At 70.1% G+C, this 21139-nt stretch carries 18 protein-coding genes and 1 pseudogene; 10 read left to right on the forward strand and 9 right to left on the reverse strand.

The features are described 5' to 3' along the window. The first annotated feature begins 2 nt into the window (after positions 1 to 2). Entirely contained in the window at positions 3 to 1331 is a 1329-nt protein-coding gene (gene nhaA, locus ACFU5F_RS32225) for a Na+/H+ antiporter NhaA (protein ID WP_383894911.1), read from the forward strand. Positions 1332 to 1706: 375 nt separating this feature from the next. Here nhaA and ACFU5F_RS32230 read toward each other — a convergent pair whose 3' ends face one another. Beyond that, a complete protein-coding gene (locus ACFU5F_RS32230) occupies positions 1707 to 2588 on the reverse strand; it encodes an alpha/beta fold hydrolase (RefSeq protein ID WP_383894914.1) in 882 nt (293 codons plus the stop codon). A gap of 351 nt (positions 2589 to 2939) precedes the next feature. Here ACFU5F_RS32230 and ACFU5F_RS32235 point away from each other — a divergent pair, with 351 nt between their 5' ends. Next, positions 2940 to 3227, forward strand: coding sequence for a hypothetical protein (locus ACFU5F_RS32235; protein ID WP_383894917.1), 288 nt, complete (start codon positions 2940 to 2942; stop codon positions 3225 to 3227). A gap of 105 nt (positions 3228 to 3332) precedes the next feature. Here ACFU5F_RS32235 and ACFU5F_RS32240 read toward each other — a convergent pair whose 3' ends face one another. The 3 genes from ACFU5F_RS32240 to ACFU5F_RS32250 form a co-directional block, all read right to left on the reverse strand. Next, positions 3333 to 4586, reverse strand: coding sequence for a cation:proton antiporter (locus ACFU5F_RS32240; protein ID WP_383894920.1), 1254 nt, complete (start codon positions 4584 to 4586; stop codon positions 3333 to 3335). A gap of 5 nt (positions 4587 to 4591) precedes the next feature. Further along, complete coding sequence (locus tag ACFU5F_RS32245) at positions 4592 to 5077, reverse strand: cation:proton antiporter regulatory subunit (RefSeq protein WP_383894923.1); 486 nt, start codon at positions 5075 to 5077, stop codon at positions 4592 to 4594. Between the two features lie 460 nt (positions 5078 to 5537). Next, on the reverse strand, positions 5538 to 5939 hold the full coding sequence (locus tag ACFU5F_RS32250) for a MerR family transcriptional regulator (protein WP_383894979.1): 402 nt from the start codon (positions 5937 to 5939) through the stop codon (positions 5538 to 5540). A 459-nt stretch (positions 5940 to 6398) separates the two neighbouring features. On the opposite strand from ACFU5F_RS32250, the gene ACFU5F_RS32255 reads away from it, so the two are divergent. The 5 genes from ACFU5F_RS32255 (at position 6399) to ACFU5F_RS32275 (ending at position 11008) form a co-directional block, all read left to right on the forward strand. Continuing rightward, a complete protein-coding gene (locus ACFU5F_RS32255) occupies positions 6399 to 7889 on the forward strand; it encodes a SulP family inorganic anion transporter (RefSeq protein WP_383894981.1) in 1491 nt (496 codons plus the stop codon). Positions 7890 to 8404: 515 nt separating this feature from the next. Further along, positions 8405 to 8674, forward strand: coding sequence for a hypothetical protein (locus ACFU5F_RS32260; RefSeq protein ID WP_383894926.1), 270 nt, complete (start codon positions 8405 to 8407; stop codon positions 8672 to 8674). A gap of 193 nt (positions 8675 to 8867) precedes the next feature. After that, positions 8868 to 9164 carry a hypothetical protein gene (locus ACFU5F_RS32265; RefSeq protein WP_383894929.1) on the forward strand — a complete coding sequence of 99 codons (297 nt, stop codon included), beginning with the start codon at positions 8868 to 8870 and terminating at the stop codon, positions 9162 to 9164. Next, positions 9161 to 9433, forward strand: a complete 273-nt coding sequence (locus ACFU5F_RS32270) for a hypothetical protein (RefSeq protein WP_383894931.1) — start codon at positions 9161 to 9163, stop codon at positions 9431 to 9433. Before ACFU5F_RS32265 ends, ACFU5F_RS32270 begins: the two co-directional genes overlap by 4 nt. A 414-nt stretch (positions 9434 to 9847) precedes the next feature. Beyond that, the gene (locus ACFU5F_RS32275) at positions 9848 to 11008 is read left to right on the forward strand and encodes a lactonase family protein (protein WP_383894934.1); all 1161 of its coding nucleotides are present in this window, start codon (positions 9848 to 9850) and stop codon (positions 11006 to 11008) included. 306 nt (positions 11009 to 11314) lie between these two features. Here the strand turns inward: ACFU5F_RS32275 and ACFU5F_RS32280 are convergent, their stop codons facing one another. After that, complete coding sequence (locus ACFU5F_RS32280; protein ID WP_383894937.1) at positions 11315 to 12853, reverse strand: alanine/glycine:cation symporter family protein; 1539 nt, start codon at positions 12851 to 12853, stop codon at positions 11315 to 11317. An 877-nt stretch (positions 12854 to 13730) separates the two neighbouring features. Here ACFU5F_RS32280 and ACFU5F_RS32285 point away from each other — a divergent pair. Together ACFU5F_RS32285 and ACFU5F_RS32290 are read left to right on the forward strand one after the other, a co-directional pair. After that, positions 13731 to 14162: an NfeD family protein gene (locus tag ACFU5F_RS32285; RefSeq protein WP_383894940.1), complete on the forward strand. Its 432-nt coding sequence runs from the start codon at positions 13731 to 13733 to the stop codon at positions 14160 to 14162. A gap of 5 nt (positions 14163 to 14167) precedes the next feature. Next, positions 14168 to 15208, forward strand: a complete 1041-nt coding sequence (locus tag ACFU5F_RS32290) for an SPFH domain-containing protein (protein WP_383894943.1) — start codon at positions 14168 to 14170, stop codon at positions 15206 to 15208. A gap of 515 nt (positions 15209 to 15723) precedes the next feature. Here ACFU5F_RS32290 and ACFU5F_RS32295 read toward each other — a convergent pair. From ACFU5F_RS32295 to ACFU5F_RS32310, 4 genes and pseudogenes are all read right to left on the reverse strand, one after another. Continuing rightward, positions 15724 to 15816, reverse strand: a pseudogene (locus ACFU5F_RS32295) (ABC transporter); the annotation flags it as partial. A 132-nt stretch (positions 15817 to 15948) separates the two neighbouring features. Then, on the reverse strand, positions 15949 to 16689 hold the full coding sequence (locus ACFU5F_RS32300; RefSeq protein WP_383894946.1) for a TetR/AcrR family transcriptional regulator: 741 nt from the start codon (positions 16687 to 16689) through the stop codon (positions 15949 to 15951). Between the two features lie 66 nt (positions 16690 to 16755). Beyond that, a complete protein-coding gene (locus ACFU5F_RS32305) occupies positions 16756 to 18483 on the reverse strand; it encodes an IclR family transcriptional regulator C-terminal domain-containing protein (protein WP_383894949.1) in 1728 nt (575 codons plus the stop codon). 272 nt (positions 18484 to 18755) lie between these two features. Then, the gene (locus ACFU5F_RS32310) at positions 18756 to 20114 is read right to left on the reverse strand and encodes a M6 family metalloprotease domain-containing protein (protein WP_383894952.1); all 1359 of its coding nucleotides are present in this window, start codon (positions 20112 to 20114) and stop codon (positions 18756 to 18758) included. A 335-nt stretch (positions 20115 to 20449) separates the two neighbouring features. On the opposite strand from ACFU5F_RS32310, the gene ACFU5F_RS32315 reads away from it, so the two are divergent. Continuing rightward, positions 20450 to 21103, forward strand: a complete 654-nt coding sequence (locus tag ACFU5F_RS32315; RefSeq protein WP_383894956.1) for a TetR/AcrR family transcriptional regulator — start codon at positions 20450 to 20452, stop codon at positions 21101 to 21103. Positions 21104 to 21139 lie beyond the last annotated feature (36 nt).

The following is a 21139-nucleotide window of genomic DNA, read 5'->3' on the forward strand; positions in this document are numbered from 1 at the left end:
GGATGCGTGATGGTCAGCGTGAGCGCTCTGTATTCCTCGGCCTGCTGCCCTGGCCGGAGCGGGTACGGGTGGCCCGGGCCCTGCGGACGGAGACGGTCGGCGGCCTGGTGCTGCTGGCGGCGGCCGTGGTGGCGCTGGTCTGGGCGAACACCCCGTGGAGCGGCACCTACGAGGACATTCGCGACGTCCACTTCGGAATTCCCGCGCTCGGCCTGGACCTGTCGGTGGGGCACTGGACCTCGGACGGGCTGCTGAGCGTCTTCTTCCTGGTCGCCGGAATCGAGCTCAAACGCGAACTGGTCGTCGGCGAGCTGCGGACCCCGGCCACGGCCGCCCTACCTGTGGTCGCCGCCCTGTGCGGCATGGTGGTCCCCGCCGCCGTCTACCTGGCCACCACCACGATCGGCGGCGGCAGCGCACAGGGCTGGGCGGTGCCGATGGCCACCGACATCGCTTTCGCCCTCGCCGTCCTCGCGGTCCTCTCCACCCACCTGCCCTCCGCCCTGCGGGCCTTCCTGCTGACCCTGGCGGTGGTCGACGATCTCGGCGCGATCCTGGTGATCGCCGTCTTCTTCACCAGCGACCTGAACCTGCCCGCGCTTGCAGGGGCCGTGGCCGGGCTGGTCGTGTTCTATCTGCTGCAGCGGTTCCGGGTGCGCGGCTGGTGGTGGTACGTGCCGCTCGGCCTGGTGATCTGGGCGCTGATGTACAACGGCGGCGTGCACGCCACGGTCGCCGGTGTGGCCATGGGTCTGATCCTGCGGACCGTCCGGGACGAGGACGAGGACGCCTCGCCGGGGGAGTGGACCGAGCATCTGCTGCGGCCGGTGTCGGCCGGTGTGGCGGTGCCGCTGTTCGCACTGTTCGCCGCCGGGGTGAGCGTGTCGACCGAGGCCGTGGGCGAGGTCTTCACCCGGCCCGAGCCGCTGGGAGTGGTGTTGGGCCTGGTCGTGGGCAAAACGGTGGGGATCTTCGCGGGCACCTATCTGGCGGCCCGCTTCACCCGGGCCCGTCTCAACCCGGACCTGGCGTGGGCGGACGTGCTCGCCCTGGCGGTCCTGGCAGGGATCGGCTTCACCGTCGCCCTGCTGATCGGTGAACTCGCCTTCACGGACCCGGCAGACGTCGAGCACATCAAAGCCGCCGTCCTGCTCGGTTCACTGATCGCCGCGGCCGTCGCGGCGCTGCTGGTCAAACGCCGCAACGGGATCTACCGCCGCCTGTGGGAGGCCGAGACCCGGGACGAGGACGCCGACGGCATCCCCGACATCTACCAGCGCACCGTGTCCGGCCCCGAGGGTGGCGAGGGCACAAGCCGAAACGGTGCCTGACTGCTCCGCAGCCGGTACTTGGGGGATCACTCCCGTGGGGTCACCACTACATTCGCCGGCACTCCGACGACATGAGCCGCACAACACAGGGGGCCAGGGTGCAGGATCTGTTCAGGCGAGGCGGTTCGGTAGACATCGCGATGGGATGGCTTGCATTCGCCGGGACAGTCCCCAGAACAGGCCGTGAGTGCCCCTTGCCGAACCGGCCGAGGCACTCTCCTGCGACATGCCGGTGCCGGAGTCGCCGATCGGGCAGATCGGCTGCCCCTTCTTGATCCACCGATCGCGCTGCTCGAGCGCCCCGCTGCCGACGCCCGCCGGACTTGTGCTCCGCCGACACAGCACGTGCAGGCATGGTCGGTTACCCGCCTGTGCCTATGCGGTGTCCCGCGGCGCCGGGGCCAGGGCCCGCGCCACCAGCGCGACGATCTCGTCGGGCGCCTCGTCGAGCAAGAGGTGCCCCGCCCCCTCCAAGATGTGCAGTGAGGCGCCCAGATGTCGCCGGGCGGCCGGTGCGACGCGTCGGGGCGGCAGGAAGACGTCATGGCGGCCGGCGGCGACCAGGCACGGCACCGAACGGCGTTCGGCCAGCAGTTCCGGCGGCAGCGGAGGAGGGGCGAGACTGCTGTGGCAGCAGTCGGCCACCAGGGCCATCCATTCCGCGAGCTCGACCGGCACCTGTCCGCCGGGCGCCACCATCCGGCGCAGTACCCGGGTGGCCCTCGGCACAGTCGGCCGAGCCAGCCATGGCACGGTGGCTGCCACCACGGCCGGCGGGACCAGCAGCCGCACCAGTCCGGCGCTGGACAGCAGCACCCGGCCGGCGATGCGCGGGGAGTCGGAGGCGAGCGCGATGGCGCCGCCCAGAGAGTGCCCGACGACGATGGCTGGTCCCGGCACCGCCTGGTCCAACGACTCGGTGAGCCACTGCCCGTACCAAGGGGACCGGCCGCGCCGCGGACGCACATCAGCGCTCAGGCCCGGCTGCCCCGGCACGTCGAGCACCACGGTGGACCATCGGGTCGCCAGCGCCTTGGCGATGTGCCGGTAGACGGCGCCGTTGGTATTCGTGCCGGGCACCAGGACCACGGTCGGCAGGGCGGGCGCAGGTTCAGCGCGCATGGTGATGACGCTGGTGACTCCGGCGGTCGTAGGAATCTCATGGCGCTGGTGCGGCACACCCCACTCACCGAGCCGTTCGAGACACCAGTCCCGCACCCGCTGTTGGCACGCCGTGCTGCGGTAGATGGAGGGCACGTCGGCAGGGTAGTCCCCGTGACGGTCAGGGAACGGGGCAGGCGCCTGGCCGCGCGCACCGAACCTTGGCCCAGGCGACTCAAGACAGGAGGCGCGTTCGCCCCGGCTGCACCCGTCTGCGCCACCGTTCAGTCTCGGGGAGAAGCGCTCGACCGAAAGGGGCCAGGACGGAGGAGTGACCGAGAAGGTACAGGCTGAGCCGACCGTCCCGCCTTCCGGTCGACGGGCTCGTCGTAGCCAAGCAGGCTGTCTCCGCCGGGCCGGTTGACAGCCGCATGCGGTGGACCGGGGAGGGTGGGGTGACATGCACAGCAGCGGGCTGCGCCTGCTGGAGGGGCATGCAGGGTCATCGTGGCGATCGGCGCGGTCTGCGCGACGCTCCTGTTGTTGACCGCCGATCATGACGTGCTGTTGATCACCTACAAGCGTGGCGGGCTCACCCCGTTGATCATCTTCTTCATGGTGGCATGCGCCGGCTGGCTCTGCCTGCGCCTGATCAGATCGCGGCAACGCCCACCGGTCGTGCTGGTCATTGGCGTTGTGTGTGCCGTCGGCGTCCTGACCCTGATTTGGTGGACAACTCACGGCACGGTGGAGGAGCAACACGTCACGCCTTCCCCGCCCAGCGACGGGCCGTAGCCGCACGCGGAGCCCTCCTGGCACTACACCCGTGGTGGCCGAGGACTTTGTCGCGAGACGGCAGCTCGCCTGGCGCTGGACCGAAGCCGCCCCGCGCTGGATCGGTCACGCGTGGCCGACGGCGTCCTGATCGCTGATGGTCTCGTACGCGTCCGCTGGCGGTGGTGTGGTGTCGCCAGGCTCGGGGGCGGCCGGTGGACGGCGATGTCCGAGCAGGCGGGTGGCCAGTGGTTCGGTGTAGCGGGCGGTGAGGGGGCCGAGCAGGACGAGGATCAGGACGTAGGCGGTGGCCAGCGGGCCGAGGGACGGTTCGATGCCGGAGGCGACGGCGAGTCCGGCGATCACGATGGAGAACTCGCCGCGCGCGACGAGGGCGCCGCCTGCTCGCCAGCGGCCCTTGGCGGCGATGCCGGCCCGCTTGGCGGCCCAGTAGCCGGTGGCGATCTTCGTGCAGGCGGTGACGGCGGCCAGGGCGAGGGCGGGCAGCAGGACGGGTGGGATGCTGGCGGGGTCGGTGTTCAGGCCGAAGAAGACGAAGAACACCGCGGCGAACAGGTCCCGCAACGGGGCCAGGAGGCTGTGGGCGCCGTCGGCGACCTCGCCCGACAGGGCGATGCCGACGAGGAAGGCGCCCACGGCGGCGGACACGTTCAGTTGCTGGGCGAGTCCGGCGATCAGGAGGGTCAGGCCCAGGACCACGAGGAGGAGCTTCTCGGGGTCGTCGCTGGAGACGAAGCGGGAGATGTGGCGGCCGTAGCGGACCGCGAGGACCAGGACGAGGGCGGCCGCGCCGAGGGCGATGGAGAGAGTGATGCTGCCTGCGGCCAGGCCGGTCCCGGCCAGCAGGGCGGTGAGGACGGGCAGGTAGACAGCCATGGAGAGGTCTTCGAGGACGAGGATGCTCAGGACGGTCGGGGTTTCGCGGTTGCCCAGGCGGCCCAGATCGCCGAGGACCTTGGCGATGACGCCGGAAGAGGAGACCCACGTGACGCCGGCCAGGACGACGGCGGCGACCGGGCCCCAGCCCAACAGCAGAGCGAGCGCTGCACCGGGCAGGGCGTTGAGCAGGGCGTCGACGAGACCGGCGGGGTAGTGGGTCTTGAGGTTGGAGACCAGGTCGCTGGCGGTGTACTCCAGGCCCAGCATGAGCAGCAACAGGATGACGCCGATCTCGGCGCCGATGGCCACGAATTCTTCGCTGGATCCGAGCGGCAGCAGCCCACCGTTGCCGAAGGCGAGTCCGGCCAGCAGGTACAGCGGAATCGGGGAGAACCGGAAGCGTCCGGCGAACCGGCCGAGCAGCCCGAGGGCCAGGATGATGCAGCCGAACTCGATCAGGAAGACGGCGGAGGAGTGCATGACGGTCACTCCCGCCCGAGTATCGCGGCGGCCGTCTCCACGCCTTCGCGGGTACCGATGACGATGAGCGTGTCACCGCCGGCGAGCCGGAAGCCGGGCGTGGGGGAGGGAATGGCCTCGGCCCGGCGCAGCACGGCCACGATCGATGCGCCGGTCTCGGTGCGCATCCGGGTCTCGCCCAGCAGACGCCCGTTCCAGCGCGATGTGGCCGTCAGTTCGATGCGCTCGGCCACCAGCCCCAGGCCGGTGGTGGACAGCAGGTTCGGGTTGTGGTGGGCGGGCATCAGCGCGTCGATGAGGGTGGCCGCCTCCTCGGCGGTCAGCCGTACGGACAGGGCGCACGCGTCGGGGTCGTCCTCCCGGTACGCGCTGATCGTGCGCGGCCCGTCGCGGTGGGCCACCACGGACAGACGGCGGTTCTCCCGCGTCGTCAGGTCGTAGCGGACACCGATTCCCGGCAACGGTGTGCTGCTCAGGCGTGGCGCGCCCATGGCTGTCCCCATTCTGTCAGCGGTGTTCCCTGTGCTCGCGTGCGGAGGCAGCCTTGAAGAGCGCCCGGGTCCGGATTGTGAGGCTCATCCTATGATCTCTAGATGCGCGTCGCCCCGGAGCGGCCGGAGCGGCCGGAGCGGCTGAGCCATCGGCGATGGCTGATGCGGACCTGGCCCTTCAGCGGTTCCATGTGCTTTCCAATCTCGGCGCGACGGCGCGACGGCGCGACGGCCCGCTGGACGCGGGTGAGGTTGAGAGGCGGTCCGGCTTCCGGTACCCGGCCACGGTCTGGGTAACGGTGGTCTGGTCGGTCAGTGGTCCGCCGAACGGGCCATGTCCATCCTGCGAGCCCATCTCGACCAGCATTTCGGCCACGGTCTCCTAGGGTCGGGGCCGCGACCCGAGATGGCGCTTGCGCGTCGCGGGTGATCGAGCCGCGTCACGCTCGGTTCCGATCGGCTATGGGGTCGGGGCCGGCGCGGCGGTCTGCACGAGGCGCTCGCGCAGCGTGGCCGCGAACTCTTCCGCACGGGCCAGTTGCGTGCGCAGGTCGGCCACGCGCTGCTGCGTGGTCTCCTCGAAGCCGCGCAGTCGGCCCAACAGTTCTTCGCGCTCCTCGGGCGACAGGTCCTCGCCGGAATCGAGGCGGTCGGTGGCTTCCAGCAGGGCGCGCATCTCGTCGAGGGTGAAGCCGAGCGGCTTCATGCGCCGGATGACCATCAGGCGCGCGACGTCCGCCTCGGTATAGAGGCGGAAGCCACCCTGTGAGCGCGCCGACGGGGCGACGAGGCCGGTCTCCTCGTAGTGCCGGATGGTGCGCAGGGACAGCTCGGTCCGCGCGGCGACCTCACCGATCTGCATGTGCTTGCCGTCCACGTCCCCGACCTGGCCCTTCTCGGTGCCGACGGCACTGCGTCCGACCAGCCGCCGATCTCTACTCTAACGTTAGGGTAGAGTACTCGTCGGTGAGGGCGGGCCTGAGCGCTGCCCTTTCTCTGCCTGCGGTGCGGGTCTCCAGCCCGGCCGTTGCCGTGTCGGGGCCGATGCCGCCTCCGGCGAAGAACTTCGAATCTGCAGGAGAGACGCGTGCGCGAGTCCGTGGTGCTCGGCGCCGCCGCCTGTCCGCCGTGACCCTTCGCCCCTGACCAGAGTCCCGAGCGCACCCGGTCGTGCCCCTCGGCTCTGTCCTCGACTTCTAGCCCGTCAGCGGGCCGATCGCGGGATGCCGACTGGCCTTCCGCGCCGTCTTTCGCCCGCCCCGCCCTACTTCAGGGGCGTGCCCGAGCACGACAGGTAGCTGCTTCCTTGTCTTCGTCCGTCCTGTCTCCCGCCGCGCGGCTGCGCGGTCTCAAGCCCGACTGGCTGCGTGACCCGAAAGTCTGGCGCACCGAGGTCCTGGCCGGCCTGGTGGTCGCGCTCGCGCTGATCCCCGAGGCGATCTCCTTCTCCATCATCGCCGGGGTCGATCCCGCGATCGGCCTGTTCGCCTCCTTCACCATGGCCGTCACCATCGCGTTCGTCGGCGGGCGCCGGGCCATGATCTCCGCCGCGACCGGCGCCGTCGCCCTCGTGATCGCACCGCTGAACCGCGAGCACGGTCTGGGATACCTCGTCGCCGCCGTCATCCTGGCGGGCGTGTTCCAGGTGATCCTCGGCGCGCTCGGGGTGGCGAAGCTGATGAGGTTCATCCCCCGCAGCGTGATGGTCGGCTTCGTCAACTCCCTCGCCATCCTGATCTTCATGGCGCAGGTCCCGGAGATGACGGACGTGCCATGGCTGGTGTACCCGCTGCTCGCGGCAGGGCTGGCACTGATGGTGTTCTTCCCGAAGGTCACCACCGTCATCCCGGCCCCGCTGGTGTCGATCGTGATCCTGACCGTCATCACGGTGGCGGCTGGGATCGCCGTGCCGACCGTCGGCGACAAGGGCGACCTGCCCTCCTCGCTGCCGGTGCCCGGCCTGCCGGACGTGCCGTTCACCCTCGACACCCTCACGACGATCGCCCCGTACGCCTTCGCGATGGCGCTGGTCGGCCTGATGGAGTCGCTGATGACGGCCAAGCTGGTCGACGACATCACCGACACCCACTCCTCCAAGACCCGCGAGTCCATCGGACAGGGCATCGCCAACATCGTCACCGGCTTCTTCGGCGGCATGGGCGGCTGCGCCATGATCGGCCAGACGATGATCAACGTGAAGGTGTCCGGTGCCCGCACCCGCCTGTCGACGTTCCTGGCCGGCGCGTTCCTGATGGTTCTGTGCGTCGTCTTCGGCCCTGTTGTCTCCGACATCCCCATGGCCGCCCTGGTCGCCGTCATGGTCATGGTGTCGTTCGCGACGTTCGACTGGCACTCCATCGCCCCGAAGACGCTTCGGCGGATGCCCACCGGAGAGATCACCGTCATGGTGGTCACCGTCGCGTGCGTGGTCGCCACCCACAACCTCGCCATCGGCGTCGTCGTCGGCTCGGTCACCGCCATGGTCGTCTTCGCCAAGCGCGTCGCGCACCTCGCCCAGGTCACCCCCGCCATCGACCCGGACGGCAGCACGGTCGTCTACCGGGTGACGGGCGAGTTGTTCTTCGCCTCCTCCAACGATCTTGTCGGCCAGTTCAACTACGCCACCGACCCGGACCAGGTCGTCATCGATCTGTCCGCGGCCCACGTCTGGGACGCTTCCTCCGTCGCCGCCCTGGACGCCATCGAGATGAAGTACGCCCAACGCGGCAAGCGGGTGGAGATCACCGGCCTGAACGCCCCCAGCGCCCACCTCCACGGCAAGCTCAGCGGTGAACTGTCAGCCAGCCACTGACGGCCCGCCCGCATAGCCGCTCCTTGCCCTGGATCGGCCAGAGGCGGCCGTAGTGACCAGCCGGAGCGCAGCGGTCCGTCCTGTGCAGGGGCCTCTCCGGTCGACACCTGAGACCAAGCCCCCAGAACCACGACGATCGTCACAGCGGTGGATACGGGCCCGGCACCGTCGAGCTGAACAGCCAGGTTGCGAGGCGGCCGTGCCCAAGACCGGCGTCACTTGTCATGATCGCTCCGGCGCTGGCGGGCTGTTGCGCATGGTCGCCGGGTGGACCGACCGGGGATGAGCGCGTCTGCGGGGCCACGGTCCACACCGTTGCTTGCAGGGCTGTCCGGGGGTGTCGACAGCGGATAGAGTGCAAAGAACGCGTCAAGGGACGTGGGGGTGTGCCGGGAAGTCTGGTCGGCGTGAAGGGGCCTTGTGCCCGTCGCCGTTGCCCGGAGGTGTGCCGTCATGGCCGCTGCCCCACGATTCCGCTCACAGGTCACCAGGGTGCTTGACGGGATGTCCGGCTGATGGCCACGGACGCCTCGCTGCTGGCACCCGCGATCGTCATCGCCGCCCTGCTGGTCAGAACGGCACTCGGTGAACTCCGGCACCGAGGAACCGCTCGTGAGCAGTGGGCGTTTGCCGCCGACCGTCGCGCCGCAGCCGCCGGAGCGACCACAGCAGCGGCCACGATCCTGCTGGGCTGGCACCAGGCAGGACCCGCAGCTGTGGCCTGGGCCCTCCTCATCGGAGCGCTCACCGCCCACCTCGTCCACCGAGACGAGCACCGACCGTGATCGATCGCCTGTCAGGCACATCCGGATCGCCCTGGCGACCATGCCCGCACTGTCGACGTACGTCTGTCGGCCTGCCCCACCCGTGCCCAACGCTCTCCAACTGGACACAGCCGACCGCCGACGCCGAGGCCGTCGTGGAGGAAGCTGCCCCGTGCCTTCGTCAGCGCCGCTCACCACAGGAGTTCCCTCACGCATGATCTGGCATTGGATCGGCCTCGTCTTCTTCTCCCTCACGCTGCTCCCGGCTGGCCTGGCCCTGGCCGGCGGCCGGATACCGCACCGGCTGAGGCACCGGCTCGCGCCCATGCGCCCGCGCGGCCTGGCCCTGCTCGCCCTCTACGCCGCCGCGCCCCTCAACACGATCCCGCGCCTGGCCGAGGCAACACCCGTGATCACCCTGGTGGCTACGGCCACCGCGGCCATCGTGGCCGCAGTGGGCTGCACGTACGCAGCCCTCGCGCCACGCCGAGTCGGTAAGGCCACCCCGTGATCAGCCGACGGCGCGTATGGCGCCTCGCGGTTTCCCTCACCGTCTGGTGGGCGCTGATCGCCCTCGTCCTCTGGCTCGTGGGCAAGGCGCTCGATCAGCCCGCCACGCTCGCGCAGTGCATCGCCTCGGCCGCGTTCCTCGTCGCGATCGGGGAGACGGGCGACTGGCTGCGGCGACGCTGGAGGGCCGGCCGGCTCACCAAGCGGCGCAAGCCGACACCGGCACGACACCAACCACCCGAAGCGGAAACCCCGACCATGCGTCCATGACCACGCCATCTGCCACAGGCTGCTTCCCGTGAACCAAGCCTCGACCGGCGCCACAGCACATCTCCCACACGCGGGTGCCGGACGAGTTCTCCTGTGACGACCGGCGCGTCCTCATCAATGCACACACCCGGTTCGAGAGGGAAGGCGTCGGTGACCTCGACGATGCCGGTGGACTGGCAAGGCGAAATCGTTCGAGAGGCGTCCTTACGAGAGTCTGACGCGACCGCCGTTCCGCGTCGTCCCGCTGTTCCCTTTGGCCACGCTGTTGCTGTCCGCAGTCGCGGATCAAGGGCGCACAGACGGAGCAGCCCCAGAGGAACGGGAGCGCACATGCAGAGTAGTCGTCACCACCGCACAGGCCAGCCTGCCGGGACGCGCGGCGGTCACCGGGCGAAGTCCAGGACAAGGCGGATCATGATCGGTGGCGGGGCCCTGGCCGTCGCCGGGGCGGCCACCGTGGCCGTGTCCCTGGCCTCGGCCAGTCAGTACTCCGAGAGCCCTGCCGGGGCCGACCACGCGGTCTTCGTCCAGGGCAACGAGCTGGACGGCAACACCATCCATGTGTTCGCGCGGGGTGACGACGGCAAGCTCAGTCCCTCGGGGGCCTACGCGACCGGCGGCAAGGGCGGCGATCAGGTCGATGCCCCCACCGACTCGCTCGCCTCCCAGGGCTCCCTCGTCTACGACGACACGTCAGGCATGCTGCTGGCGGTCAACGCGGGCAGCAACACGGTGACCTCGTTCCGCGTCGAAGGGCGCAAGCTGACAGACCGGAAAGTCGTCGGTTCCGGTGGGGAGTTCCCCGCCAGCGTCGCGGTGTACGGCAACGTCGCGTACGTCATGAACGCCGGCGGCGAGGGGAGCGTCCAGGGCTTCAAGATCACCGGCAGGGGGCTCAAGCCGCTGGCCGGGTCACATCGTTCCCTGGGCCTGGACAACGAGGACATCCCTCTCTTCTCCAGCTCACCCGGCGAGGTCGAGTTCACTCCGGACGGCCGCAACCTGGTCGTCACCACCAAGTCCAACAACACCGTCGAGGTCTTCCCCATGCGGCGGAACGGCCTGCCGGCCGTGGCCGAACCGGTCATCAACAAATCGGCGGGTGGCGTCCCCTTCGCCATCAGCTTCGACAAGGCGGGGAAGCGGATGCTGGTCGCCGAGGCCGAGAAGTCCACGGTCACCACGTACAAGGTGAGGCGCGACGGAAAGCTGAAGGTCGTTCAGGAGCCGCTGGCCAACGGCCAGGAGACCCTGTGCTGGCTGGAGCGCGCCGGTAACTACTTCTACGGCGGCAACACCGGGAACTCCACCGTCACCGGCTACCGCATGGACAAGGACGGCCGGCTCTCCCTGACCAACGACGTGGGCATCGCGACCCCGCCCTCGGCCAACTCGCAGGGCGTGATCGATCTCGCCGTGACGGAGGACGAGAAGTTCGTCTACGTCCAGAACGCCGTCTCCGGTACCGTCGACGGCTTCCGCGTCGAGGCGAACGGCTCCCTCACCAAGGTCACGACGGCCGAGGGCCTGCCCGCCTTCGCCGAGTCCGGCATGGAGGGCATCGCCGCGGTCTGACGGGCAGGACCACCATTGCGCCACGTCCGCGAGGTGCGGGTGTCGTCCTGAGTACCCGCGCTCATGCCCGCACCAGGGGCACGCGGCCAAAGCCGAACACAGGCGTGGCCCGGCCTGGTCTCGTCTTTTGCGGGCACCTGATCACCTCAGGTGCTCTTTCACCTGCCGCATACACGATGCAGCGGCCGCAACGCACAACGAGCGGGTCCGTACACACCAAGGCGCGAGGTGTGCACGGACCCTTCCCCCAGCCTTCGGCCGGGGGGACCCCATCTCGCTTCGCTCGGGAGCCGGGCCGCGGGGCGGTCAGACGGTGGTCTTCACCGACTCCGGGTCTTCGTCGCCGTCGGTGATCTCACCGGCGTCGCGGGCGCGGACGAACTCCAGGAAGGAGCTGAGCTCGCGCTTGACGACGGGGGCGAGGAGGTAGAGGCCGATGATGTTGATGACGGCGAGCATGAAGAGCACCGCGTCGGCCATGTCGATGAGGGTCTGCAGCGTCAGCAGCGAACCGGTGATGGCGAACAGGGTGTAGACGACCTTGTACGTCAGCTCGCTGACCCTGCTGCGCCCGAAGAGGTAGGTCCACGCCTTGAGGCCGTAGTAGCCCCAGGTCAGCACGGTGGAGATGGCGAACAGCATCACCGCGACGGTGAGGATGTACGGGAACCAGGGCAGGACCGTCTCGAAGGCATCGGAGGTGATCGTGACGCCGCCGATGGAATCGGGGTCCTTGCGGGCTTCGGCCCAGCTGGCCGGGTCGGCGATGACGATGGTCAGCGCGGTCATCGTGCAGATGACGACGGTGTCGATGAACGGCTCCAGCAGGGCGACCAGGCCCTCGCTGGCGGGGTGCTTGGTCTTCACCGCGGAATGGGCGATCGGCGCGGAGCCCAGACCCGCCTCGTTGGAGAACGCGGCCCGCTTGAAGCCAATGATCAGTGCGCCGAGCACGCCGCCGGCGACGCCTTGCGGGTTGAAGGCGCCCTCGATGATCGTGCCGATGGCGGCCGGGATGGCGGTGACGTGCACCAGAATGACGATCAGGCACGCCGCGATGTAGATGCCTGCCATGGCGGGGACGAGCTTGCTGGTGACGTTGGCGATGGAGCGGATGCCGCCGAGCAGCACGATGCCGACGAGTGCGGCGATGAGGATGCCGAAGAACAGCGCGCCCGCGGAGGAGCCCATGGGGCCGTCCGCGCCGCCGGTGACGGAGACCAGCTGCGCGTAGGACTGGTTGACCTGGAAGAGGTTCCCGCCGAAGAGGCCGAAGAAAAGGATCATGAATGAGGCGAGAACCGCGAGGACCTTGCCGAGCTTCTTGCCGTTCGCGCCGAAGCGGTCGGCGAGGCCCTTGGGCAGGTAGTGCATCGGGCCGCCGGAGACCGTGCCGTCGGCGTGCACCTCGCGGTACTTCACGCCGAGGGTGACCTCGACGAACTTGGTGGCCATGCCGAGCAGGCCGCAAAGAATCATCCAGAACGTCGCGCCGGGGCCGCCGATGGAGAGGGCGACGGCCACACCGGCGATGTTCCCGAGGCCGACTGTGCCGGAGACGGCGGCTGTCAGGGCCTGGAAGTGGTTGACCTCGCCGGACGACCCCTTCTCGTCGTACTTCCCGCGCACCACATTGACGGCGAGTCTGAACTTGCGGAGCTGTACGCCCCCGAACCAGCCGGTGAAGACCAGACCGGCGACGACGAGCCAGGCGACGATGAGAGGAAGGTCTGTTCCGCCGACCGGAACGGCGTAGAAGACGACCTTCCCCAGCCACGTGGCTATGGGTTCGAAGAACTCGCTGACGGCTTCGTCGACGGAGTCGGTCATGGAGTCGAGTGACACAGTGGCTACCTCGATGGTGCGGGACCGGGATGCAGGGGGATACCGCCGGCTGGTGTGCGGTCTCTGAACGAACGCCGTTGTCCGATCGGTGACACCGGGCACTCGATTCGCGGATGCCGGCCGTGAGCACCCGGGTACGGCCAGGTGCATGCCGATCGCTCCGTGTTGGGGCGATGAATCGTGCCACCTGCGGAGTTGCGTAGTTCTACCACGGCCTTTGCCTATTCTTTAGTGACGTGAATCACGTAACCGGCGGCCACCGTCGAAAGTGCCAGCGAGCGAGATCGGACCGTTATGCGGAGGGTGGGATCCGTTCATCGGACATCTATTGCTGGGTGCTGGCAGCGGTTGTGGTCGCAGGGGCGTGCTCATTCCGTCTCGCGCGGAGTACGCGACGTCCGCCAGGGTTGAAGAGGGCGGGAAGCCCTTGAGGGGCGAGGCGGGGACAGGGCGCGGGCGGAAGGTGCCGGGTAGGCCCGATTGATGACGGTCGTGTCGGTTCGCCCTGCGACTGGGCTGGAAACCCTGCGACATGTTCCCGGTGGTGTGTCCTGTGGAGTGCGTGGCGACCCTCGAGCCGCCGTGATCCAGAAACTCGAAGCCGCCGCAGCGGTGCAACACCCTTTGTGGGTCGTCGGCAAGGGGTCGGTGAAGGCTGTCGTGTGTGCAGGGGGTGCGTCGCTGGTGCCCGCCGCCGCGTGTCCGCCGCCAATTCGGCGGCCAGCCGATTTCCGCGCCGGGCGGCGAGGTTTTCGGGAGGTGGTCGGCCGCCGGTCGGCTCCCAGGGACCTCTGCGATGGGGGAGTGATCTCTGCTGCATGGGTAAAGATGACACAAAGGGGTTTTCCGTACCCGAACCGGTCAAAAGGGGTGCGTAATGGATCTATGGCTGATCTGGTTGATCATCGCAGCCGCGTTGGCCGTGGCAGAGATCTTCACCCTGACCGCTGCGCTCGGAATGTTGAGTGCGGCCGCGTTGGTCACGGCGGGTTCCGCTGCGGTCGGCCTGCCGCTGCCGTACCAGTTTGTGGTGTTCACTGTCGTCGCTGCCGTCACCTTGCTGTTCGTGCGCCCCATGGCGCTGCGTCACGTGGTCCAGCCGCAAGTGGCGCGGTTCGGTGTGGACGCCCTGGTCGGCAGGGGCGCCTATGTCGTCTCGGAGGTGACGGGTCTGGGCGGCAGGGTTCGTATCGACGGTGACGAGTGGACGGCCCGCTCCTACGACGAGACGCTGGTGATTCCTGCTGGAAAGACCGTCGACGTCATAGAGATCAATGGCGCCACCGCAATCGTCTATCCCCGGGACTGAGGACCATGGAAACCTCGGCGTTCCTGATTGCCGGATTGATCATCGCGCTGTTCGCGGTTTTCACCGTGGTGCGGGCGGTCCGTATCGTTCCCCAGGCCCGCGCTCGTAATGTCGAGCGACTCGGCCGTTACCACCGGACCCTCAATCCCGGCCTCAATCTCGTGATCCCCTACATCGACCGCGTCCATCCGGTGATCGACCTGCGGGAACAGGTCGTCTCCTTCAAACCGCAACCGGTCATCACCGAGGACAATCTGGTCGTCGAAATCGACACCGTCCTCTACTTCCAGGTCACCGATCCGCGAGCGGCGTTCTACGAGATCGCGAACTTCCTTCAGGCGGTCGAGCAGCTCACCGTCACCACCTTGCGCAACGTGGTGGGCTCCATGGACCTGGAAAAGACGCTCACCTCACGGGACACCATCAACAGCCAGCTCCGTGGAGTGCTGGACGAGGCCACAGGGAAGTGGGGGCTGCGGGTCAACCGGGTGGAGATCAAGGCGATCGACCCTCCGCAGTCCATCAAGGACGCGATGCAGAAGCAGATGCGGGCCGAGCGGGACAAACGGGCCGCGATCCTAGGAGCCGAGGGGCAACGCCAGTCGCAGATCCTCACCGCGGAAGGCGACAAGCAGGGCGCCGTCCTGCGCGCGGAGGGCAACCGCACCGCCGCGATCCTCCAGGCCGAGGGCCAGTCCCGGGCGATCGACGAGGTGTTCCAGGCCGTGCACCGCAACGACCCCGACCCCAAGCTGCTCGCCTGGCAGTACCTACAGATGCTGCCCCAACTCGCACAGGGCCAGGGCAGCACCTTCTGGGTGATCCCCAGTGAGGTCACTGCCGCACTCCAGGGCGTGTCCCGTGCCTTCACCGAGGCGCTGCCCCAGTCTCCGGCCACCCGCCAGAAACCCCCGGACGACATGGCCGCCCAGGCCGCCGACGACACAGCGCAGGCGGCGGAAGCCGCGGCCGCGGCCCTCGCCGACGCAGCCAAGGCCGAGCGCGCCACCCCTGACTCCCTCCCCCCGTCCCAGCCACCTCGCTGACAGCGAGTGACGCTCGCCGGACATTCGCCAGAGCCGTTCAGGGAGATGGGTCAGGCGACGAGCCGCCAGCTGATCTTCTCTGCGGCACTACGCTCGCTTCCGACCCGCTTGGCGGGCGCTTTGGGGACGGTGGCGTCGCCGACGAGGGGCTGCCGACGCGCGGGCCTCACCCGGTTGTGCGCGGCATCCTCCGGGAACAGGCCCTGGCTCAGGGCCTGTTGCACGGCATGCCGCTCGAAGAGGTCTTGGAGCAGCTCGATGCTGGGGGCCAGGAGCTTCAGCTCCGCGTACTGGTACTGGAAGCGGCTCGGCGCAGTGAGCGACAGCAGGGCGGCTGCGGTGCGTCCGGCGTTTTGTCCTACGGAGGCGCGGACGGCACGCCACTGTTTGCTGTCGAGAGTGCCGACGGCGGAGCGTTTGGAGCCGGTGACGGTCATCAGGGTGGCGAGCAGGGGGTAGACGACGGCTGGGTACTGGCGGGGGCAGCCTCGGCCGGCCGGCGCGGGCAGGTGTTCGGCGACGGACAGCCCGGCCGCGACAACCAGGTCGCCGATGGCGTTGACCGGGAAGAAGGCGAGCTGGACCTGCCGGTGGACCGGCATCGGGCGGTCATCGGCCTCACCGCGTTCGTCCTGTCCAGGTTGCTGTGGAACCGGAGCCTGAGCCGATACACGGGCGTCAACGGGTAGGAACACAGGGGGAGTTGCAGCTGGGCTCCTCGGGCGCGCGGGCCGGCCGGCTCACTTCAGCCGGGTCTCCAGCCCGTCCAGCACCCGGTCGAGCCCGTACCGGAACCCTTCCTCCCGGGCTTCCCGCGGGTCCGCGCCCCGCTGTTCGGCATAGCCCTCGCGCAGCAGGGGGAAGTCCTGGGCGGCCTGTTCGGCGGCCGGCCACAGTCGTTCGACCATGGTCCGTTCGTCCTCGCCGCTGCGGGCGAGGACGTTGAGCCAGGCGGCCTCGCTGGTGGCCGTGCCGATGACGTACGCGACGAGTGTCGAGAGCGCCCGGTCGGCCTCGTCGGCCGGGAACCCGGCGGTGGTGAGCAGCTTCAGCATGGCCTCGGAGATCCGCATCCAGTTCGGGCCGAGGTAGGACATGCCCAGCTCGCCGAGCACCGACGCCAGCCACGGGTGGCGCAGGATCGTGGCGCGCAGGCTGTGCGCGCAACTGGCCGTGTCGGTACGCCAGTTCGCCGGGACGGGGGCGGCCTGGACCTCGATCTCGCCGTAGATCTCGTCGACGGCCAGCTCCAGCAGTTCGTCCTTGTTGGCCACATGGCGGTAGAGCGAGGTCGCGCCGGCGCCCAGCCGGCCGCCGAGCTTGCGCATGCTCAGCGCGTCGATCCCCTCCTCGTCGAGCAGGCGCAGCGCCTCGGCCACGATGTGCTCCCGGCTCAGCACGGGCTGCTCCCGCCCGGTCCGGGGCCGGGTCCACACGGACTGGAACCCCTCCTGCTTCCTGGCCGGCTTCTCGGGTGCCATGGGAGAGCCCCTCCTCTGCTGCGTACGGCGACGCGCACAGCGTACGGTGTTCGCGGCGCGGAGCCGTCAGACCTCCGGCACGCGGCGGAACATCCCCGCCACCGCCAGCTCGCCCTCGATCCGCCCCACCGCGTCCCGCAGCGCGGGCAGAACCTCCTCCACGCACTCCTCCACCGAACGCCGGCTGCTGTGCATGGCGACGTTCACGGCGGCGACGACCCGCCCGCCCCGCTCCCGCACCGGCACGGCGACGGACCGCAGGCCCTCCTCCAACTCCCCGTCCACGAGGGCGTATCCGGTGTCCCGTACGCGCTCCAGGACGGTCAGCAGTTCCCGCCGGCCGGTGACCGTGTGCGGGGTCAGGGCGGCGGGACGGTCCGGCAGGGGGGCCTGCGGAAGCAGGTCGGCGAGCATGACGCGGCCCAGGGAGGTCGCGTACGCCGGCAGCCGTGTGCCGAGGGTGATGTTGACGCTCATGATGCGGCTCGTGGCGACCCGGGCCGTGTACTGCACCTCGTCTCCGCCCTCGGTGAGGATCGCGAGGGATGCCGAGTCGTGGACGCGCGCGGAGAGTTCGGCCAGGTGCGGCGCGGCGATGCGGGGGAGGGGGAGCATCGACAGGGGCGGGAAACCCAGGCCCAGGACGCGGGGGGTGAGCCGGAAGACGCGGTCGTACGACTCGACGTACCCCAGGTGTTCGAGGGTGATCAGCGCGCGCCGGGCCGTCGCCCGGGCGAGCCCGGTGGTCCGGGCGACCTCGGTCAGGGTCAGTTCGGCGCGCCCCTCGCCGAACGAGGTGATCACGGTGAGCCCCCGGGCGAGCGATTCGACGAACTCCCGCCCCAGTTCCTGCTTGGAGGCACCCGTCCAGGCGGCGAGACCGGCGGGGGCGGGCGGGCCGCCCGGAGCCGGGGCGGCACCCCGGGGCGCTGTGGCCGACGGGGAGGACTTCCGCAACTCCCCCCGCTCCCGCTGGAGTTCCTGTTCCATCGCGGCAACGGCCGCCCGCAGCCGGGGCAGCAGCGTCGACCGCAGGGACTCCGCCGTGTGCCGACTGGTGTGGCTGACGACGTTCGCCACGCACGCGATCCGTCCCGTACGGGGATCCCGCACGGGCACGGACACCGCGACCAGCCCCGGTTCGATCAACTGGTCGTCCAGCGCCCACCCTTGGGCGCCCGCCCGTGCCGTACGGTCCTCGAAGTCGTCGTACGCCCCGCCCCGCGGAGGCACCGCCGGGAAGCCGTGGCCCTCCGGGTCGGCCGTGCGACGGATCCGCCACCGGGCCCAGTCGGCCGGCTCCCACTCGGTGGCGAACAGCGGTCCGGGTGCGGTGCGTTCGGCGGGGAGGAGGTCGCCGATGCGGAAGCTGAGGGACATCGCGCGGCGGCGGGTCGCCTGGTGGATGAAGCGGACGCCGTCCCGGTCGCGGACGGCGAGGGACACCGACTCGTCCAGTTCGTCGGCGAGAGCGTCGGCGTGGGCGTCGAGGAGGCGGGGGAGACGCAGGGCGGCCAGATAGGCGTTGCCCAGCTCCATCAGGCGGGGGGCGAGGACCACGTCGCGGCCGTCCAGTCGTACGTAGCCCATGCGGGCCAGCGTCGCCGTGATGCGGTCCACCGTGGAGCGCGCGAGCCCGGTGGCCTTCTCCAGCGCACTCGGACTCAGCGCCCCGTCCGCCTCGGTGAGCCGGCGCAGCACGGCCATGCCCCGCATCAGGGGTGCGACGGCTTCGGCGGGCACGGGGGCGGTGGCGGGGGTGGTGGTGGCCGCGCCGGGGACGTTCGGGAGCATGCGCTCACGGTAATGCGCCCCGGCCACGCCGCCGCGCCGGGCGCCTGCCGGCTCGGGGGCGCCTGTCCTTCGGCGGCCGCGGGCCCGGCGGGGTCTCGCGCAGGTCCCCGCGCCCTTGAGAGGCCAGGCCCCCGCGCCCCTGAAGGCCAAGCCCCTGCGGGGCTGAGAAGCATGGGGCGTAGCCCCTGCTTTTCAGGGGCGCGGGGACCTGCGCGAGAAGCCCCACCGGACCCGCGCCCGACCACGCACCTCGGACAGCCTCCCCCCTCCCCCTACCCGTTCCCGCCCCCTCGCCGCCGTCGGACCACCACCCGGTGGCTCCCCCCGGCATCCACCCCCACCACGGCGATCTCCACCCCCGCCCGCGTGTCCCTGAACGTCTCACCGGGGACGAGCGGCGCGTCGGACAGCTCGGCGTGGACGTTGGGACTGCGGGTGCACCCCCCGCTGTCCCGGCGGGCGTCGTGCACCTTGATGGGCCCGTTCCCGGTGTCGACCGTCGCGTCGACCCGGTACACGAGCACCCCCGGCCGGCACACCGCCGCGTCGTTGCCCGCCCGTGTCCGCAGCTCCGCCACGTACGCCGCCCGGGAGCTGAGCGGGACGACGACCAGCTTCGCGCCGCCGGGGGTGGCGAGCGGGGTCAGCGTGTACTCGGCCGCTCCGGCCGGCGCCGCACAGCCGACCTGCGTCTCGTCGAGCCACCCGAGCTTCCACTTGTGCCAGCCCAGCAGATCGTTGTCGACGCCCCAGTCCTCGCTCATGATGTCCCAGTGCCCGACCGCGCCCCCGCCCTCGTGGGTGTAGAGGTCGGGCAGCCCGAAGACATGGCCGTTCTCGTGGGGCAGCACCCGGTACCCGGTCTCCCCGTACGAACCCGAGCCGTCGTCCTGACGGCTGTAGACGAACGACGCGTTGGCGACCGGCACGCCGTCCGCGATCGGCGCCTCGCGGTTGCCGGCGAAGGTCACGGACAGGACCGTGTCGAGGGCGGAGGGGCCCGCGTTCGGGGTGACGAGGACGTTGACCAGGTCGTACGACCGGAAATCCACGAGTGGATCGGCGGCCCGCACCATGTCCTGGACCAGCCGGCGGTAGCCGGGGTCGAAGGGGGCGCCGCGCTCTATGCCGTACGAGCGGAAGGACTTCGGCATCCGCAGCCACTCGGTGAGCGGTGCCTCGGGTCGGTAGTCGATACGGCCGTAACTGCTGGTCCTGAACCACTTCTGGGTCTGCGGGGCGAACTCCGCGAAGCGGTCCATCGCACTGCCCTCGCCGGGCGCGTCGGAGAAGTCGATCATCAGGTTGAGCGCGCGGACCGTGCCGGTGGAGCGGGCGTAACCGGGCGGGGTGGGGATGCCCTCGGACATCTGGGTGCCGAGCGGGCCGCGGATCATGCAGGGGCCGAGCGCCGAGCCGCGCACCAGGGCCGTGGCCCCCGCGGCCCTCGTCGTCCCCTTCGCCACCAGCTGCCCGGTGCCGGCGGAGGTGGTGACCGCGAGCGTGAGGGCGGTGACGGAGGCGAGCGCGACGACCCGGCGCGGACGTATCCGGTGCGAACGCGGCCGGTGGGCCCGGTGGGGACGAGTCCGGCGCGCGGATATCCCGTTTCTGCGGAACGGCTGCTGCATCCACGCGCCCTTCGCTCCACGGCAGCCGTCCGTGACGAGGCTGTCCTCTTTCGATCACCCTGGGACGAGGGGTGCACGGGCGCGCGCTGGAAGGGCCGAACGTGGGCATCGGAGCGGCGGATGCGCGGCCGTTGATCCGCGCTGGTGGAGTGCGGTCCACACGATCCGCACCCGATCCATATGTGACCCAGGTCACAAGGAAAGTCTTCGGTGAGGGGAAATAACCGGGGACCGTCTCCCCGTTTAGCCTTGTGTCCGAGCGAAACGGGGACTCCATCCCCGGATAGCCACCGGGCGCCCCCCACACCACCGGATCAGCAGCAGAGGAGTACGCCGTGGAGACCGCCACCGCCGTACGTCGCAAGGTGTCCCGCCCCCGGGCCGACGCCCTGCGCAACCGGGAGCGGATCGTCGGCGCCGCCCGGGAGATGTTCGTGGAGTTCGGCCCCGATGTGCCGCTCGACGAGGTCGCCCGCCGAGCCGGCGTCGGCAACGCCACGCTGTACCGCAACTTCCCGGACCGCGACGCGCTGGTCCGTGAGGTCGTCTGCTCCGTCATGGACCGTACGGCCCTCGCGGCCGAGGCCGCGCTCACCGAGACCGGTGACGCGTTCGAGGCGCTCTCGCGCTTCGTGCACATCTCGGCCGACGAACGGATCAGTGCGCTCTGCCCCATGATCCAGAACGCGTTCGACAGGAACCACCCCGACCTGGAGGCGGCGCGCGAGCGGCTGGAGGAGCAGGTCGAAGGGATCATGAAGCGGGCCCGGGACGCCGGTCAGCTCCGTACCGACGTGGGCGTCGGCGACCTGATGATCGCCGTCAGCCAGCTCAGCAGGCCCCCGGCCGGCACCCAGTGCGCGGGCGTCGACCGGTTCCTCCACCGCCATCTGCAACTGTTCCTGGACGGCCTGCGCGCCCCGGCCCCCTCCGAACTGCCCGGCGCCCCGGTGACCGTGGAGGACCTACGGAGGCCCTGCCCGTCCTGACCCGCTGACCCGACCGACCCCGAGGCTGTCGACGAC

Source organism: Streptomyces sp. NPDC057438 (assembly GCF_042802995.1).
Classification (GTDB): domain Bacteria; phylum Actinomycetota; class Actinomycetes; order Streptomycetales; family Streptomycetaceae; genus Streptomyces.